Origin of the sequence: Paenibacillus luteus (assembly GCF_006542765.1) — a bacterium.
GTDB classification, from domain to species: domain Bacteria; phylum Bacillota; class Bacilli; order Paenibacillales; family Paenibacillaceae; genus Pristimantibacillus; species Pristimantibacillus luteus.
The window spans coordinates 39,265-57,421 of the sequence record NZ_SKCD01000031.1 but is presented as its reverse complement, the minus strand read 5'-3'; the positions used below and the strand labels follow the sequence as shown (position 1 = coordinate 57,421).

At 47.4% G+C, this 18,157-nt stretch carries 13 protein-coding genes; 10 read left to right on the top strand and 3 right to left on the bottom strand.

Features of this window, described 5'->3' with window-relative positions:
• Nucleotides 1-790 precede the first annotated feature (790 nt).
• From E0496_RS21990 to ppnP, 4 genes are all read left to right on the top strand, one after another.
• A complete protein-coding gene (locus E0496_RS21990; RefSeq protein WP_141503930.1) occupies nucleotides 791-1,921 on the top strand; it encodes a deoxyribonuclease IV in 1,131 nt (376 codons plus the stop codon).
• A 54-nt stretch (nucleotides 1,922-1,975) separates the two neighbouring features.
• Nucleotides 1,976-2,878 carry a formyltetrahydrofolate deformylase gene (purU, locus tag E0496_RS21985; RefSeq protein ID WP_141503929.1) on the top strand — a complete coding sequence of 301 codons (903 nt, stop codon included), beginning with the start codon at nucleotides 1,976-1,978 and terminating at the stop codon, nucleotides 2,876-2,878.
• Nucleotides 2,879-3,042: 164 nt separating this feature from the next.
• The gene (gene tkt / locus E0496_RS21980; protein WP_141503928.1) at nucleotides 3,043-5,061 is read left to right on the top strand and encodes a transketolase; all 2,019 of its coding nucleotides are present in this window, start codon (nucleotides 3,043-3,045) and stop codon (nucleotides 5,059-5,061) included.
• Between the two features lie 51 nt (nucleotides 5,062-5,112).
• A complete protein-coding gene (gene ppnP / locus E0496_RS21975) occupies nucleotides 5,113-5,430 on the top strand; it encodes a pyrimidine/purine nucleoside phosphorylase (RefSeq protein WP_139996360.1) in 318 nt (105 codons plus the stop codon).
• A 79-nt stretch (nucleotides 5,431-5,509) separates the two neighbouring features.
• Here ppnP and E0496_RS21970 read toward each other — a convergent pair whose 3' ends face one another.
• The gene (locus tag E0496_RS21970; protein WP_141503927.1) at nucleotides 5,510-6,514 is read right to left on the bottom strand and encodes a LacI family DNA-binding transcriptional regulator; all 1,005 of its coding nucleotides are present in this window, start codon (nucleotides 6,512-6,514) and stop codon (nucleotides 5,510-5,512) included.
• A 399-nt stretch (nucleotides 6,515-6,913) separates the two neighbouring features.
• Between E0496_RS21970 and E0496_RS21965 the strand changes: the two genes are divergently transcribed.
• Nucleotides 6,914-9,475, top strand: coding sequence for a beta-mannosidase (locus tag E0496_RS21965; RefSeq protein ID WP_141503926.1), 2,562 nt, complete (start codon nucleotides 6,914-6,916; stop codon nucleotides 9,473-9,475).
• A 259-nt stretch (nucleotides 9,476-9,734) separates the two neighbouring features.
• Here the strand turns inward: E0496_RS21965 and E0496_RS21960 are convergent, their stop codons facing one another.
• Both E0496_RS21960 and E0496_RS21955 read right to left on the bottom strand, forming a co-directional pair.
• On the bottom strand, nucleotides 9,735-11,498 hold the full coding sequence (locus E0496_RS21960) for a cache domain-containing sensor histidine kinase (RefSeq protein WP_241674929.1): 1,764 nt from the start codon (nucleotides 11,496-11,498) through the stop codon (nucleotides 9,735-9,737).
• Nucleotides 11,495-12,226: a response regulator transcription factor gene (locus E0496_RS21955; protein ID WP_141503924.1), complete on the bottom strand. Its 732-nt coding sequence runs from the start codon at nucleotides 12,224-12,226 to the stop codon at nucleotides 11,495-11,497. The genes E0496_RS21960 and E0496_RS21955 overlap by 4 nt, the downstream gene beginning before the upstream one ends.
• 255 nt (nucleotides 12,227-12,481) lie before the next feature.
• Between E0496_RS21955 and E0496_RS21950 the strand changes: the two genes are divergently transcribed.
• The 5 genes from E0496_RS21950 (at nucleotide 12,482) to E0496_RS21930 (ending at nucleotide 18,154) form a co-directional block, all read left to right on the top strand.
• Nucleotides 12,482-13,804, top strand: coding sequence for an ABC transporter substrate-binding protein (locus tag E0496_RS21950; protein WP_141503923.1), 1,323 nt, complete (start codon nucleotides 12,482-12,484; stop codon nucleotides 13,802-13,804).
• Nucleotides 13,805-13,899: 95 nt separating this feature from the next.
• Nucleotides 13,900-14,796 (top strand): carbohydrate ABC transporter permease, encoded by an 897-nt coding sequence (locus E0496_RS21945; protein ID WP_141503922.1) that lies wholly within the window; start codon nucleotides 13,900-13,902, stop codon nucleotides 14,794-14,796.
• On the top strand, nucleotides 14,793-15,632 hold the full coding sequence (locus tag E0496_RS21940; protein ID WP_139996374.1) for a carbohydrate ABC transporter permease: 840 nt from the start codon (nucleotides 14,793-14,795) through the stop codon (nucleotides 15,630-15,632). Before E0496_RS21945 ends, E0496_RS21940 begins: the two co-directional genes overlap by 4 nt.
• 11 nt (nucleotides 15,633-15,643) lie before the next feature.
• Nucleotides 15,644-17,035 (top strand): family 4 glycosyl hydrolase, encoded by a 1,392-nt coding sequence (locus E0496_RS21935; RefSeq protein WP_141503921.1) that lies wholly within the window; start codon nucleotides 15,644-15,646, stop codon nucleotides 17,033-17,035.
• 261 nt (nucleotides 17,036-17,296) lie between these two features.
• A complete protein-coding gene (locus tag E0496_RS21930; RefSeq protein WP_141503937.1) occupies nucleotides 17,297-18,154 on the top strand; it encodes an ABC transporter permease in 858 nt (285 codons plus the stop codon).
• The last annotated feature ends 3 nt before the right edge of the window (nucleotides 18,155-18,157 follow it).

Here is an 18,157-nt window from a genome sequence, read left to right as displayed (position 1 = left end):
GTGGTAAACTTCACTTTATGGGTGCTCCTCTCTTTGGGTGATGTTGTCTTCGTAAACACCATTCTACCAAAGATTAGGGCACTTTTTTATGTTTTTATGAGGTCGCACTTTCGTAATTCAGGTTTAATTAATTTCATAAGGCTTTAGGAAGATCCATACATTGAATAAGAACGTTTGTTTGTAGTAACGTGATAATTAATAATCACAAGGGAGGTATACATCATAGTGCTAGACGACACAACTCGAAAGTCCTGCGGGTATTGTTTAACAGGCATAGAAATGAGTGGTTTAGCCTAGACGTTTCTGAGGTAGTTAGGTATTCGTAGCTTACTGATGAGCAAATTAAGTTGTCTGTCATTAATTTGGTTAGTCAGTTTTATTTAGAGTGGAACAAAACTGATCGGATACTAAGGGTACTTAAGAGCACGGAGGACGCGCCGCAGCAAGTAAGGCATTTGCATAACACTCAATAAATACATTGTGCTTGTGTAAAATTAGTGGATTATAATTAGGAAGAGCCGCATGGGAAAGCTTCCCTGCGGCTCTTCCTATTGATTAATCTTTTCAGCATTCGTTAGCGTCTATCCTTATTTTTAAAAAAATACATCCCCAAATCAGTGCACTTTAATACATGAGTATGCAACCTCCCTTAAGGAGGGATTTGGATTATCCCTTACTGGCAAGGAACTGGACGATTTGAACAACCTGTTTGCGTAGTTTGGTCGTTACTAGATTTATTTCGACATTCCTTGTAAAATAAGGTTTGATAACCGAAAGGGGCGTAAAATCCATGTTGAAAATAGGTTCCCATGTATCATTTTCGGACAAGGGGCTGCTAACGGCAGCGCAAGAAGCCGTATCGTATGGCTCCAGCTCATTTATGATATACACCGGCGCACCTCAGAACACGAGAAGAAAGCCGATCGATACGTTATATATTGAAGAAGGCAAGGCGTTAATGGAGAAATCGGGCATTAATGAAATTGTAGTGCACGCTCCTTACATTGTAAATCTTGGCTCCTACAAGGAGTCCACGTTTGAGCTTGCCGTTTCTTTCTTGCAGGAAGAAATTCGCCGCACAGACTATATCGGTGTTCGTAATATTGTCTTGCACCCAGGCGCTTATACAGACAAGGACGCGGAATACGGCATAGCCCGTATAGCGGAAGGCTTGAATGAAGTGCTTGCCGGAACGAAGGAAACGAACGTAAACATCGCTCTTGAGACGATGGCGGGCAAAGGAACGGAAATCGGCCGCAGCTTCGAAGAGCTGGCAGCAATTATTGACAAGGTTCAAGACAATCACCGCCTGACGGTTTGTATGGATACTTGCCATATGCACGATGCTGGTTATGATCTGATCAATGATCTGGATGGTGTGCTAGAGCAATTTGATCGTTTGGTCGGACTAAACCGCGTAGCCGTTGTCCATGTGAACGACAGCAAAAATCCGCGTGCCGCAGGCAAGGACCGGCATGCTCCGGTGGGTGCAGGCTGGCTTGGCCATGACGCGATTCAGCGAATCGTTAATCATGAAGGACTTAAAGGTCGTCCATTTATATTGGAGACACCTTGGATCGGCAAGGAAGACAAAACCGAGCGTCCGATGTATGAGGTTGAAATTGCCTTGCTTAGCGGCAATGGCAAGCCTCGTCTGGGAGAACCGTTCTTCGAGGATGTGGAGCGGCTTCATCATTTCTTCTGCAAGCAGGAAATTGATCCAAGGTCTTACGTTCTCCAAACCTGGGAGCTGCTGAAAAATGACGCGAAAGCGAAAAAAGCAGACCCTCGCGAGCCGATGGAACGCTTGTACGATCTTGTTATGGCCGGTGAAGTGCTTTCTCCTGAACTTACAGAAGAACAGGTAAACCAGCGCATCACGGCTTGGTTTGGCGGCAAAGAGCTGCTTGCAAGAATTTAAGCCAGCATGCTAATAAATTGAATAGATCACGTTGTGAAAGGAAGTTTGAAGTCCATGTCATCCCAATCCAACCCGCTAGATCCGTTGAAAGACACTAGTGGAAAAAGCGGCCGTGCCCGCATGCTTATCTCTTGTCCAGACCGTCCGGGCATCGTAGCGGCTGTGTCTCACTTCTTGTACGAGCACGGTGCGAATATCGTGCAATCTGATCAATATACGATGGATCCAGAAGGCGGCATGTTTTTCATCCGCTTCGAGTTTGACCTAAATGATATGGACAAGGAGCTGCCTGTCCTTGTTGAAGATTTTGCCCGAGTAGCTGACCGCTTCGACATGAAGTGGCACACCTTCCGGGCGAGCCGCAAGAAGCGTCTTGCCATATTTGTATCCAAAGAGGATCACTGCTTGCTCGAGTTGCTTTGGCAGTGGAAGGCTGGCGATTTGGATGCCGATATTTCTATGGTGATCAGCAACCATCCGGATATGAGAGAGCTTGTAGAATCCTTCGGCATCGAATACCATCATATCCCGGTTACGGCTGCTTCAAAGGCAGAAGCGGAACGCAAGCAGATGGAGGTTGTCGCGGACAAAGCGGACATCGTTGTACTGGCTCGTTACATGCAGATCATCTCGCCTAAGTTTATTGAGCAGTTCCCGAACCGAATTATCAATATCCACCACTCCTTCCTACCGGCATTCGTAGGAGGCAAGCCCTATGCACAAGCTTACACACGCGGCGTAAAAATTATCGGAGCAACCGCGCATTACGTAACTGAGGAGCTTGACGGTGGTCCTATTATCGAGCAGGACGTTCAGCGCGTCAGCCATCGCGACAATGTTGATGACCTGAAACGAATCGGGCGGACCATTGAGCGCGTCGTGCTTGCCCGTGCAGTGAAATGGCATATTGAAGACCGCGTAATCGTGCATAATAATAAAACGGTTGTATTCAACTAGCTGTATTTTTATGCGGAAATTCTATTATTTATGATGGAAAACAAGCATGCAGAGTGATACAATATTCAGAGTTATTGCGTACTGGTATGACGCTGTATCGTTATTTTTAGAAACCATATAACGAGACGAGAGTAGACAAGATCAGAATATAGGAGGAAATTGGAATGTCTGTAACACAAAAATCAATTGAACAGCTTTCGATCGATACGATTCGTACACTAGCTATTGATGCGATCGAGAAAGCAAAATCGGGTCACCCTGGTATGCCTATGGGTGCGGCTCCAATGGGTTACCAATTGTTTGCGAAAAACATGAAGCACAACCCTTCAAACCCAACTTGGATCAACCGCGACCGTTTTGTTTTGTCTGCGGGCCACGGCTCAATGCTGCTTTACAGCCTCCTTCACCTTTCCGGTTATGATTTGCCGCTTGAAGAGCTGCAAAACTTCCGCCAATGGGGTTCCCTGACACCTGGACATCCGGAATTCGGCCACACGGCTGGCGTTGATGCAACAACGGGTCCGCTTGGTCAAGGGATTGCAATGGCGGTGGGTATGGCGATCGCGGAAGCGCAGCTTGGCGCGACTTACAACAAAGAAGGCCATGATCTGATCAACCACTTCACCTATTCCATTTGCGGCGACGGTGACTTGATGGAGGGCGTTTCTCACGAAGCAGCTTCCTTCGCTGGCCACTTGCAGCTTGGCAAATTGGTTGTACTATATGATTCCAACGATATTTCGCTTGATGGCGAACTGAACCTTTCGTATTCCGAGAGCGTTCAAAAACGTTTTGAAGGTTACGGCTGGCAGGTTCTTCGCGTAGAAGACGGCAATGACCTAGAAGCTCTTTCCAAAGCAGTAGCCGAGGCGCAAGCTGATTTGTCCAAACCGACATTGATTGAAGTCAAAACGGTTATCGGTTACGGCAGCCCGAACAAAGGCGGCAAAGGCGGACATGCTGGTCCTCACGGATCACCGCTTGGCGCTGACGAAACAAAATTGACAAAACAAGCTTACGGCTGGTCGGAAGATCACCAGTTCCACGTTCCAGACGAGGTTCGTGCTCATTTTGCTGATGTAAAAAGTAGCGGCGAGCAAGCGAACGCACAGTGGGATCAAGCTTTTGCAGCATATAAAGCAGCTTTCCCTGAGCTTGCGGCTCAGTTCGAGCTAGCCATTTCCGGAGCATTGCCTGAGGGCTGGGATGCGGATCTTCCTGCTTATAAAGTTGGAGACAGTGCGGTTTCGACTCGCGTGGCTTCCGGTAACGCGCTTAATGGTCTTGCGAAAAACGTTCCGACGATCTTCGGCGGCTCGGCTGACCTTGAGAGCTCCACAATGACACACCTTAAGGGTTTGACACAGTTCAAGCCAGGCAGCTACGATGGCCGCAATCTGTATTACGGCGTTCGTGAATTCGGTATGGCTGCTGCTATGAACGGTATTGCGCTGCACAGCGGCTTGAAAGTATTCGGAGGTACGTTCTTCGTATTTACCGACTACCTACGTCCTGCGGTTCGCCTTGCTGCACTCATGAAGCTGCCTGTTGTTTATGTACTAACGCATGACAGTATCGCTGTCGGTGAAGACGGTCCTACGCATGAGCCGATTGAGCAGCTTGCATCGATCCGTATCATTCCTGATCTGACAGTAATTCGTCCGGCAGATGGTAACGAGACTTCTGCTGCATGGGCATATGCGGTTGAGAACACGGGCAACCCGGTTGCGCTTGTCTTGACTCGTCAAAACCTGCCTATCCTTGAAGGTACGGTTGATGGCATTCATGAAAACCTTCGCCGCGGTGCTTACGTGGTTGCAGATGCAGCTAATGGCAAGCCACAGGCTCAAATCCTTGCAACAGGTTCCGAGGTTCAACTAGCGGTAGCCGCTCAGAAAGCATTGGCAGAAGAGGGCATTCAAGTACGTGTCGTCAGCATGCCGAGCTGGGATCTATTCGAGAAGCAATCGAAAGAATACAAAAATTCCGTCATTCTTCCTGAAGTTAAAGCCCGTCTTGCGATCGAAATGGCTCATCCGTTCGGCTGGGAGCGTTACACAGGCGATCAAGGCGATATCCTAGCGATCGACCGTTTCGGTGCTTCCGCCCCAGGCGACCGTGTAATTAAGGAATACGGCTTTACGGTTGAGAATGTTGTTAGCAAAGTGAAAGCATTGCTGTAATGAACAGCTCCAAGCTTTAGCATCCGATAGATAAGGGAGAATTCACCTACCATGTCTCAATTCGATAATGTATCCATCGTCAAGAAGGCCAACGTCTACTTCGACGGTAAAGTAACAAGCCGCGCTGTATTGTTTGCGGACGGCACCAAAAAAACGCTTGGCATTATGCTGCCTGGCGAGTATGAATTTGGAACAGACTGCGTTGAAATTATGGAAATTTTGGCTGGCGACTTGAAGGTTCTGCTTCCTGGTGAAACCGAGTGGATTCACATTCAAGGCGAAGGTGAATTCCAAGTGCCTGCAAACACGAAGTTCAAGCTTCAGGTTACTGAAGTTTCGGACTACTGCTGCTCGTATATTTACGAATAGGCATTCTTAGTCCATGAACAAAAGGCCTTCCCGCTCTTGACGATTATTCGTCAGCGGGAAGGCCTTTTTTTGCATAGGATCAGGGTCTAAACATAACCTCGGCTTGGATAAGCGTTTTTTCGTATCTTGTGCCCGGATTAAGAATTCGCCAGAGCATTTGGTCAACGGCACGTTTGCCGAGCAGTTCTTTGTCTACATTAACGGTAGCTGCAAAAGGAATTTGTGGATGCGTATGATCAAAGCCAGTAAATACAAGATCGTTCGGAATAGCCATTCCTAATTTTTTTAGCGATTCCAAAGCGAATAAAGCAAATATATCGTTAGCACAAACAAAAACTTCAGGCAGCCCATGCGCGTGAATCGCTTCCTTAAAGGTTTCATGGAAGTTTTCAAGCTCTGGGCCGATCAGCGAAGGGATTTGTTTGAGCTCGATGTTATGATCCTCCAAGGCGGAACGAAAACCGAGAAACCGTTCATAGAAGCTTTGTGCATCGCGGATATTTCCTAAAAACTGATATCGTTTATAGCCTTTTTCGATAACAGCATTCATCATTTCCCTCATGCAGGTAAGGTTGTCGGTAAAGATAGAATCGCAATGAAGCTTAGGATCAACATGGTCGACCATAACGACAGGAATGCTGAGCCGTTTGATATCAAGCAGAACTGACGTCGAGATGGTGCCCACGGTGATAATGCCCATGATTGCCTCCGGATTGAGCAGAGAGAACATGGAATCGTTGGTAGGCTCCGTTAAGGTTAAAATCGTAATGCCCTTCTGGTTCAATCTAGTGGATATGCCGTTAAAGATCGGTCCCCAGTATAGGGAATCCGTATTCTGATAGCGAACATTCGGGAACAGGACCAGGATCGTGCCGGACCAGCTCTTCGTCTCTAAATCCGTTAGTTCGCTTGCTATAGGCGGTGCTTGGGCACCCTTGAAGTAGCCTAGCTGTCCAGCTGCCCGTAAAATTAATTCTCTGGTTTGCGGACTGACCCCTGATTTCCCCGCTAGTCCCCTAGATACCGCGAACTTGGATAAGCCTGTAAAATCAGCAATGGATTGTATCGTTACTTTGCGCTTCATTGGTCATTTTACCTCATTTATATAGATTAATAAGAATTGCACGCAGTTATTTTAGATTTTGTTATTTTGTTATTGCTTATAATATAGCTTTATTTTTTAAGGAATACAAGCGAAAAGGGAGGGGGAAGCCAACTTTCAAATTAAGAAATGTCTAAAAAGAAAATAACAAAACAAAAACATTTGACCTTTTTTGTTATCGATGATACATTTGTTATGCGAAATTATGCTAATGCAATAACAAAATAACAAAACAAAAGCCAGCGAGTTTAGATTCGTTTTTTATGAATAAAAAGGTGAAAACGCTCTTAAACGAGCCAGGTTACTCATATGAAAATAAAAAACTGCGGCCAGGCTCCATAGGAAGGTCTGGCCGGGCCAAGCATATAGGAGGGTTTTACCATGGGAGAAACAAAGCTAGTGCTGCACAATTGGAAATTTAAAGCTTGCGAGGAAAAAGAATGGATGGCTGCTGTCGTACCCGGCTGTGTCCATACAGATTTGCTTCGCAACGGCGTTATTAAAGATCCGTTTTACGCCACGAACGAGCATGATTTGCAGTGGATCGATAAGGTTGATTGGGAGTATGAATCTACCTTCGATGTAGAAGGCGACTTGCTTGGCTCCTCCCGATTAGAGCTGGTATTTGACGGATTGGATACGTACGCTGACGTTTATGTAAACGGAAGCCATGTGTTGTCCGCAGACAATATGTTCCGAACATGGAAAGCCGATGTGCTGCATGTGGTGAAAGCAAAAGATAATACACTATCTGTTCGCTTTCGCTCTCCGGTTCGCGAGGACCTACCTAAGATTGAGCAGCTCGGCTACAATTTGCCGGCCTCTAATGACCAGTCGGAGCTTGGTGGGCTCGGCGAACAGAAGATTAGCATTTTTGCACGCAAAGCGCCTTATCATTATGGCTGGGATTGGGGCCCGCGTTTTGTGACGAGCGGAATATGGCGCGAGGCCAGATTGGAAGGCTGGTCCGTCTCCAGAATAACGGATATCCACATTCAGCAAAATCAGGTAACGGCGTTGGCTGCAAGCTTGACAGCTAACGTTGAAATCGAAGCTGAGCACGCTTGGAGCGGCAAACTGAAGCTGAGCACGGAAGGGCTCACGTGGGAGCAGCAAGTCACGCTAGAACCGGGCAGCAATGTCATCCAGTTGCCTCTTGTCATCACAGATCCAAAGCTATGGTGGAGCCGGGGGCTTGGCGAGGCTCACTTGTATACCTTTAAGGCCGAGCTGCTTCAGGAGGAACGCGAAGTCGCTTCCCGGTCGATTCGTACCGGCTTGCGTTCGATTAGGTTAGTGCGGGACAGGGACGCGAAGGGCGCAACGTTTTATTTTGAACTCAACGGAGTTGCGGTGTTTGCCAAGGGGGCCAACCATATTCCGAATGACAGCTTTATTACGGATGTGACGGACGAGCGCTACCGTCATGAGATTGTTACGGCTGTGGAGTCGAACATGAATATGCTGCGGGTGTGGGGCGGCGGCATTTACGAGCAGTCCGTATTCTATGAGCTTTGCGACGAATATGGCATATTGGTATGGCAGGACTTTATGTTTGCCTGCAGCATGTACCCGGGAGACGAGGCTTTCCTGAATAATGTGCGTTTGGAAGCAGAAGAGAACGTAAAGCGTCTGCGCAATCATCCTTCGATTGCACTTTGGTGCGGGAACAACGAAATCGACTCCGCATGGGCGCAGTATGACGAGGAAGGCGGCTGGGGCTGGAAGAAAAATTATACAGCGGAGCAGCGCGCCGTGATTTGGCAGGATTACGAAAAGGTGTTCCATCAGATCCTGCCGAACGCTGTGGAGGCATTGGCACCAGGAACAGAATATTGGCCTTCCTCGCCGCTTGTTTCTCTAACGGGGGATATTCAGCAGCATGCACATCCATTGTCCACTGAAGGAGACGTACATTATTGGGGCGTATGGCATGCCGTAGAGCCGTTTGAAAATTATAATGTAAAGGTCGGCCGCTTTATGAGTGAGTACGGGTTCCAATCGTTCCCTGAATACGACACCGTGATGACGTTCGCGCAGGAACAGGACTTGGCGCTGGACTCGAAGGTGATGCGGGCGCATCAGAAGAATGGTGACGGCAACCGGCTGATCAAGGAATATATGGATATCTATATGAGCGAGCCGAAGGATTTCCCTTCCTTCCTCTATATGAGCCAAGTGCTTCAGGCTGAAGCGATGAAAATGGCGATCGAAGCTCATCGCCGGAACATGCCGTATTGCATGGGGACGCTCTACTGGCAGATGAATGATTGCTGGCCAGTCGCCTCATGGGCGGGCATGGACTATTACGGCAAGTGGAAAGCTATGCAATTTTACGCGAAAAGGAGTTTTGCAGATACGATGATCTCGTTTGACCGTACCGATGACGGGCAGGTGCAGGTGCATGTTGTCACCGATTTGCTGGCTCCACTCTCCGGTGATTTGCAAGTGACGTTGTATCATTTCTCTGGTGAGAAGCTTAAGCAGGCGGTACTGCCTATTGCAATAGAAGGCAACGGCGCGGCTGTCGTGTTTGCGCTGAATGAGCAGGAATGGCTGGGAGAGCATGAGGCGGGAAGCGTCTTGCTGCATGCGGTACTGGAGCAGGATGGAAAGCTTGTGGACAGCAAGGAGTTCTATTTTGTAAACATGAAGGAACAGAAGCTAGCTAAATCCGCGATTCGGGTTACCGAGCTTGAAGGCAGCGGCGGAACGAGATTTAAGCTGGAGGCAGATGTACTTGCCAAGCAGGTATGGATTACAGCGGAGCATGATGGCATGTTCTCCGATAATTTCTTCGATCTAATTCCGGGCGTTGCCAAGATTGTAGAGTTCCAGTTAAGGGAAACGGGAGAGTCGATGAGCAAGCCAGTCCACGCGGGCAACGTGCAAGCCCGATCCATGATTGATTTTTTAGCGGAGTCTAAAATCGAAATAAGCTAGAGGCTGCGAACCGCGGAAGGTCCTATTGGGGCCTTCCAGCGGTTCTTTTGCTATATATCAATGGAACATTTTCATCTATCGGATATAACATAATTACATATGTTCCTTACATGCTGTCATTCAAAACTTCTTCATTAATCGAATATAATGAATGAACATCAGGATTCGCTCGCAAGCGACAGCAGATTAAGCCGAGCAGCATCGTGCTTCGTATATTGCAAAGAGGGCAGGGGTGCCGTACCCCTGCCCTCTTTACTGGCTACTGCTTGATTTGGGGGAGCATAATACTGATCACGGTCCCCAGCCCTGGCCTGCTCTTTATCGTGATTTGATAGTTCCGCTCATACAGCAACTTAAGCCGTTTATTCGTATTCAACAAACCGATATGCTTCGACTGCTCGTCGGATGCATCCAGCGATTTCCTGATCTCGCTGAGGCGGTCGGATGAAATGCCATTTCCGTTATCTGAGACGACAAGCCGAAGCTGTTCCCCTACACGTAAAATTTTTATTTTGATTAGGCCATTCTGAGCCTTTTCCTTAATGCCATGGTACAAACTGTTCTCGACTAAGGGTTGAAGCAGCAGTTTCATCGTGTGAAGCTTAACGATTTCTTCGTCGTATTCGAATAACACATCGAAGGTATCTTTGTACCGTTTCTTCTGAATATTGATGTAGCTGATGGTATTCGCGATTTCTTCCTCCCAGGTAACCTCATTGGTTGGACGGCTGAAGGAATAGGAGAGCATGTCGGACAAGTCCTCAATCATTTCGCTCGCCTTGTTCGGTTTTCCCGTTAAACCGACCGTTTCCCAATAAATCGAATTCAGCGTATTGTACAAGAAATGAGGATTGATTTGGGATTGAAGCGCCAGCAGCTCCATCACTTGAAGCCGGTATTTTTTCTCGGACAGCTGGGTTTGAATATAGCGATGCTCAATGAAATGGGAGATCATGTTCTGAATAATGTACGAATATTCATCGTTTACCTTGCTTGGCGGCTTTAGCGGCGTGCGATTATTCTCAGCCGATCTCAGCAGCGAGGTAATGGCAAGCAGCTGCCTATAATTTCTTCTCGTCAAATAGAAGGTCAATACAAGCCCCAAAAAGAAGGACAAGCAGGCAAAACCGATCGTATAGTTTAATATGCGCGAGGGTGTCTCGTACAACGAAGCATGTGGAATGACGGATACGTATTTCCAGTTGTATTGCTCCGATTCCACCTTTGTCACGTTGATCTCGCCCAAAGAGGATTCAAGGTCGAAATAGGTGGACGGGTGGTTGGCAATTTGGTCGAGCTCAGCATCCTTTAGAACGTTTTTTTCCTTATTGGAGAAAATCACCTGGTTATTTTCGTTTAACACGAGCAGAATCTGATCCTTATACGTCGTGATATTGGATAAAATATTTTCAATGTATTTTGGGCGGACGTTTAAAATGATGCCGATTTTCCGTGGCGCCAGCACATTATAAATGGAGATTAACTGGGTCGGCTTCGTTTCGAAAGCGAATATTTTAGCTTCCCTCTTGGATGTCCATTCTGTAGCAGGCCCTTCGTATTTCATGAATTCGTCGAACCAGCCCGTATCGTTGAACCGGTTGATCGAAGACAAGCCGTCAAGCGAGGATACGAAGCGGCCGTAAGGATTTTCCGAATAGAAATAGATGGAGTGAATATAAGGCTTTGAGCTGGTAAGCGCATTCAAATAGCTGAAAATAATTTGGTACGAAGTAGAGCTCTCATACGTGTAAATTGGATTTTGCAGGACGTCAGATAGCTCATTGAAAACTTTGGCATTCTGGTATAGAGCGAGCTTCAACGTGTCCAGCTCGTCCAAAATCATCTCGAGCTGGCGCTGAGATTGCAATAACAGGAACTGGCTGTTCTTGTTAATGTCTTCCTTCATATCCCGCTGCGTCGTTATAAAGGATAACGAGCCAAGTATGATTAAAGGCAATATTAATGGAATGAGAAAAGTAGCCAAATGTTTAATAAAATAACGCTCTTTCATCGTTTCGGTCATCCGTTCCTGTATTCGCTGGGTGTCTTGCCATAGAAGCTTTTGAACGTGCGGGTAAAGTTTTTGGCATTGCTGTAGCCGACCAGTTCACTGATTTCGTAGGTTTTAAACTGGTTTTCCGATATAAGCCTCATCGCAACCTTCATTTTTACCTGTATGAGATAATCGGTAAAATTTTGGCCGGTTTTTTGCTTGAACAAATAGCTCAAATAATTGGCATTCAAATAAACCTGCTTGGCCGCATCCTCCAGATTCGCATCTTTATAATGGCTTTGGATATACGATTTAATTTGCGTAATGATGAGCCCTTCATTGCCTGTGCCGGGCGGCGTTTGCTCCAAGGAGTGCTTGGCCGCTTCCAACTCGTCTCTCAGGCTGCCGAATACGTCCAACAAAACCTGATATTTAGCAGGCTTCACGATATAGTTGTTGACGCGGTACCGAAGCGCCTTCTGGGCATATTCGAACTCGCGGTAGCTGCTTAAGAAAATAACATGGATATTATGCTTCTGCTCATGAAGGACCTCGGCAAGCTCAAGGCCGGACATGACGGGCATTTTGATATCGGTTAGAATGACATCGATTTTGTCATGGTTTTGAATGAAATTTAATGCTTCTTTGCCGTTCCCGCATTGGCCGATAATTTGAAATCCGACCTCCTGCCACGGAAAGTAGGAGGATAAAGCTTCTCTTGTATCCGCCTCATCATCGACTAGCAGCAGCTTGTACATCCCATCACCTCTCAACGGTGTATTCTCTCATTGCTGATATTGAAAGTATAGCACAGCGGGATCATGCTTTCGTGATCTGGGAGAGCGGGGGAGGCATCTAAGATAAAAATGATACTTTAACCGATAAAATGATACTTCGGAAAGGGATTGCTCCAATAATGATACTTAAATCTAAGATTGGATGCCTTATGTAAATAATCAATCAATCCTATACTTTAGAAAGCGTTTCCAAGAAAACAAAAGGGAGAGGTTAACATGCAACGATTGAAAGGATTAAACGGTTTCATTGCTTTGATGCTCGTATTTGTAATCATCATTTCGGGTTGTTCATCCGGAAATAAGGACAAGGAAAACCCAGGCAGCAGCCCCGATGAGAAGGTTACCTTGCGCTTTAGCTGGTGGGGAGGCGATGGCCGCCATGAAGCTACGCTTGCTGCTATTGAGGCTTACAAGAAGGTAGCGCCGAACGTGACGATTGAAGCGGAATACCAGGGCTTTGACGGCTACGAGCAAAAGGTCAAAACACAGCTGGCCAGCGCCACGTCAGCCGATATTATCCAGCTTGACGTGCCATGGATGAAGGAATTGACGAAAAATGATTTTTTCCTCGATCTACGTAATCAGGAAGGATTGTCGCTGGAGGGCTTCGATCAAGATTTTCTTAACAATTTTAGCGTTTATAACGACAAAATGGTAGCGCTCCCTTCCGGCGTAAATGCTTATGCGCTCGTCATTAACAAGACAGCAGCCGATAAGCTGGGCGTACCGACCGATATTCAGTGGGATTGGGATACCCTCTATGAGGAAGGCAAGAAGCTTCATGAAAAAGACAACAGCAAATACTTGCTTTTAGCTGATCACGGCATGCTGATGCAGGATTTTACGAATATGTTGAAGCAGCGCACCGGAACGCAGTGGATCAATGAAGATTACACGCGAGGCTTTACGAAAGAGGAAGCTGCTGCAGCCTTGGAATGGATAGACAAGGCAATGAAGGCGGGAGTATACCAGCCGCTCGGAGAATCTGATTTATTTTTTGGCAAGACCGAACAAAATCCCAAATGGATCAATCAGGATATTCCAATCATTTCGGCGATGAGCAGCACGCTCTTGTCGCTTCGCTCGGTGTTGCCTGAGGGCGTGGAGGTCGTAACTGCCTTGCCAGCCATCGATAAAAATGCGAAAAACTCAGCCGTACTGGTAAGGCCATCGCAGCTAATTGCCGTAAGCAGCAAGTCGAAGCATCCGGAAGAGTCCGTGAAATTTCTGAACTGGTTGATGAATGACGCAGAAGCGGCGGTTACCTTAGGCGATGTCCGCTCCATTCCCGCATCTGCCCCTGCGCAAAAAGCTGCGGTAGAGGCAGGCAAAATCGACGAAGCGATTACGAAAGCAGTCGAAATGGGCCTGAAAAACGCAGGCATCGTCGATAATGCTATCGCTACGAACTCGGAGGTATCCGCTCTATTGCAGGATGTCATTGAGAAAGTCGCTTTTGGAAAGTTAATGCCAGATAAGGCAGCGCAAGAGCTCGTGAGCAGCCTGGACAAAAAATTGAAAGAACTGCAAGGAAGATAATCGGACGTAAAGAATGGAATGCACGCCAGAGCTAGATGAATTTATCCTTTGGCGTGCTCACCATTATTTTAGATAAAGAATAGGAGTGTGAGCCAGTGACCAGGAAGAAGCGCAGCTTTCGGTATATCGGACTTATCTATGTTCTTCCATGGATTTTGGGGCTGCTCATTTTTCAGTTGTATCCCTTCATCGCGTCATTTTATTATTCCTTGACGGATTACAACATGGTGAATGCCCCCAAATTCATTGGTTTGGATAATTATAAACAAATTTTCACGAATGATCCCGGCTTTACTCAAGCGTTAAAAGTAACGTCGATTTATGTGGTTCTTGCCGTGCCTGTGAAGCTCGCCTTCGCCTTATTCGTAGCCATCGTGCTTAGCGCCAAGCTGAAAGCTATTAACTTGTTTCGGACCGTCTATTACTTGCCTTCGATTCTTGGTGGAAGCGTGGCGATATCGGTGCTTTGGCGTTTCCTGTTCATGAAGGACGGCGTCGTCAACAGCATGCTAGCAAATGTCGGCATTCCTTCGATCGATTGGCTCGGCAATCCAGATATCGCGCTGTATACGCTCGGTTTATTGTCAGTTTGGCAATTTGGTTCCTCGATGGTTTTGTTCCTAGCAGGCATCCAACAGATTCCTAGCGACTTGTACGAGGCTGGTTCGATCGACGGAGCTTCCAAGACCCGCATGTTCTTTAAAATTACCGTGCCGCTGCTGACGCCGATTGTTCTGTTCAATCTGGTCATGCAGATGGTTAACGCGTTCCAAGAATTCACAGGCGCCTTCGTTATTACGAGCGGCGGCCCAATGAAATCCACTTATCTCTATGCTTTGAAGCTGTATGAGGAAGCCTTCACCTTCTTTAAGATGGGGTACGCATCAGCGCTGTCATGGGTCTTGTTCGCGATTATCATGGTCGTCACGGGCATTATTTTCAAAACCTCTAACCGCTGGGTCTACTATGAAGACGGGGGTAAAACCAAATGACGCACGCTAGCTCGAATAAGTGGTTGTCTTATGTACTGTTGACATTGTTAGGCTTTGTTATGATTTATCCGTTAATCTGGCTATTTGTATCATCGTTTAAGACGAATCAGGATATTTTTGGATCCAGCAAGCTATTTGCGGATACCTACGTTTGGAACTCCTATTCGTTGGGCTGGGCAGGTACTGGCCAATACGGCTTTCAGCAATTTTTTGTAAATACGCTTAAGCTGGTTCTGCCAACGGTCGTTCTGACGATCGTCTCGAGCGTCATCGTTGCTTACGGCTTTTCCCGATTTACGTTTCCGCTTCGGACGCTGCTGTTCTCCCTGATGATGGCGACGTTGATGCTGCCGGATGCTACCGTTATGATCCCGCGTTATATCCTGTTTAATAAGCTTGGCTGGCTGGATACTTATCTGCCGTTTATCGTACCGTCAGCTTTTGCTACATCGGCATTTTTTATTTATATGCTAATTCAGTTTTTTCGGGGATTGCCAAGGGAACTGGATGAATCGGCGACCATCGACGGCTGCAATTCGTTTATGATTCTCATTCGGGTATTGCTGCCCTTGTGCAAGCCTGCTCTGTTCTCCGTGGGTATCTTTCAGTTCATCTGGACCTGGAATGACTTCTTTAATTCGATTATTTATATCAGCAGCGTAAAAAAATTCACGGTCTCGCTTGGCTTGCGCTTGTCGCTGGATGCCTCCTCGGCCGTTTCCTGGAACCAGGTGCTTGCGATGTCGGTTGTGAGCGTCGTTCCGTGCATATTGTTATTCTTTTTGGCACAGAAATATTTTGTTGAAGGCATTTCTACTACAGGATTAAAAGGATAAGGAGAAATGATATGAAACGGGATGGCCAACGCAAAGACAACGTTCAAATCGCTTATATCGGAGGAGGCTCCCGCGGCTGGGCTTGGGGATTGATGAGCGATCTGGCCGCAGAAAAAGAACTTGCCGGAACCGTCAAGCTGTATGATATCCATCATGAAGCGGCCGTGCAAAATGCGGTCATCGGCAATCGGTTATCGCAAGATGCGGATACGAAGGGCAAGTGGAACTATGAGGCGGTGCCTGCGTTAAAGGATGCTTTGCAAGGCGCGGATTTTATTATCATTTCCATATTGCCAGGAACCTTTGCGGAAATGGAATCGGATGTCCACTTGCCGGAAGAATACGGGATTTACCAGTCAGTGGGCGATACGGTTGGGCCAGGCGGACTTGTCCGCGCGCTTCGTACGATCCCGCTCTATGTCGAGATTGCAAATGCGATCAAACAATATGCGCCAGACGCGTGGGTCATTAACTATACCAATCCCATGACTTTATGCACAAGAACGCTTTACGAGGTGTTCCCGGAAGTGAAGGCCATCGGATGCTGCCACGAGGTGTTTGGCACGCAGCATTTGCTTGCTTCCATGGTGGAGCATAAGCTGGGAGTCGCTTCGGTTGATCGCCGCGAGATTAAGGTTAATGTGCTGGGCATCAATCATTTTACGTGGCTGGATCGAGCTTCTTACCAAGGGATCGATTTGTTCCCGCTTTACCGGGAGTTCGTTGAAGAGCATTATGCGGATGGATATGAAGGCAAGAAGAAAGGCCACTGGCTCAATGATCATTTTGCTTCAGCACAGCGGGTCAAATTTGACTTGTTCCGGAAGTACGGAATGATTGCGGCGGCAGGCGACAGGCATTTGGCGGAATTTATGCCGGGCGAGCTTTATTTAAAAGACCCGGAAACGGTGCAAGGCTGGAAATTCAGCCTAACGAAGGTGGATTGGCGAAAGAAAAACCAGGCGGATCTTTATGCCAAAGGCCAGCGGCTGGCGGCCGGCGAGGAAGCTTTTGTGGTCAATCCTACCGGCGAGGAAGGCATCGAGATGATAAAAGCGTTACTCGGAATGGGCGAGTTGATTACGAACGTTAATATGCCAAATCGCGGACAAATCGAAGGTTTCCCGGCGGCAGCCGTCGTGGAGACGAACGCGGTATTCGGCTATAACCACGTCAGCCCGATTCTGGCTGGCAAGCTTACTCCCGAGGTGGAGCAGCTCGTGCTGCCTCATGTAACGAATCAGGAGATGACGCTTCAAGCCGCAATGAACAAAGACAAAGCCTTGGCTCTTCAGGCTTTCATGAACGATCCGCTGGTTAGGCTGACTGAGGAAGCGGGCGCTGAATTATTCGGCAAAATGCTTCAGAACACGAAGGCGCTGCTGCCTGGCTGGGAACTGTAGCAATAACGATAGGTTTAAAGCAACCCTTCAAGCGACGGGGTTGCTTTTTTTTGTTCGAGTAGCCGATTCGCCGTCAGATAATCCCTAATATCGTGCTACCAATCTTAAAACATTGTTATATAAGGAGCAGGCGCAGCAGGACTACAATTAGTTTTGTAATCACCACCACAGACATAAACGAATGGGTCGGAAGGGGAGAACCAATTGAAACAGAGAGTTGCACGGAGGTGGAATTTCAAGCTGACTTGGCCGCTGCACGTGATGCTTGTGCCAGGGATCGTGCTCGTCCTTATTTTTGCCTACTTGCCGATGCTGGGACTCGTTATGGCATTTCAAGATTTCCAGCCGCAGCTAGGTTTCTTCCGGTCAGAATGGATTGGGTTCGAGAACTTTAAGCTGATGTTCGAATATCCGGATGCTAGGCAGGTCATTTGGAATACCTTGCTAATTGCGGTCATCAAGATCGTGGCTCACCTCATCGTGCCATTGATATTTGCGCTGCTGCTTAACGAGGTTCGTAAAATGGTGTTCAAGCGTTTTGTGCAAACACTGGTCTATCTGCCGCATTTCTTGTCATGGGTTATTCTCGGCGGTATACTCCTGGACATGCTATCGACGGATGGAGGGCTTGTTAATCAGGCGCTTGGCTGGTTCGGCATCGATCCAATCTTCTTCCTCGGCAATGGAGACTGGTTCCGGTTTACAGTCATTTTCAGCGATGTTTGGAAGGACTTCGGCTTCTCGACCATTATTTTTCTGGCCGCGCTCTCCGGCATCAATCCCGATTTTTACGAAGCGGCGCTTATCGACGGAGCCAATCGCTGGCAGCAAATGCTTAAAATTACGCTGCCGTCGCTCATCCCGATTACGATCGTGGTGGGGACGCTGTCGCTGGGCAACATTTTGAACGCAGGCTTTGATCAAATCTTTAATCTTTACAATCCGCTCGTTTATGAAAAAGGCGATATTATCGATACTTACGTGTATCGCGTAGGACTTATCGGCGGGGACTTTGGCTTCGGAACCGCGGTAGGCGTATTCAAGTCATTAGTCAGCTTTATTCTGATCGTTATCTCGTACAGGCTTGCCTATAAACTGGCCAATTACCGCATCTTCTAAAGG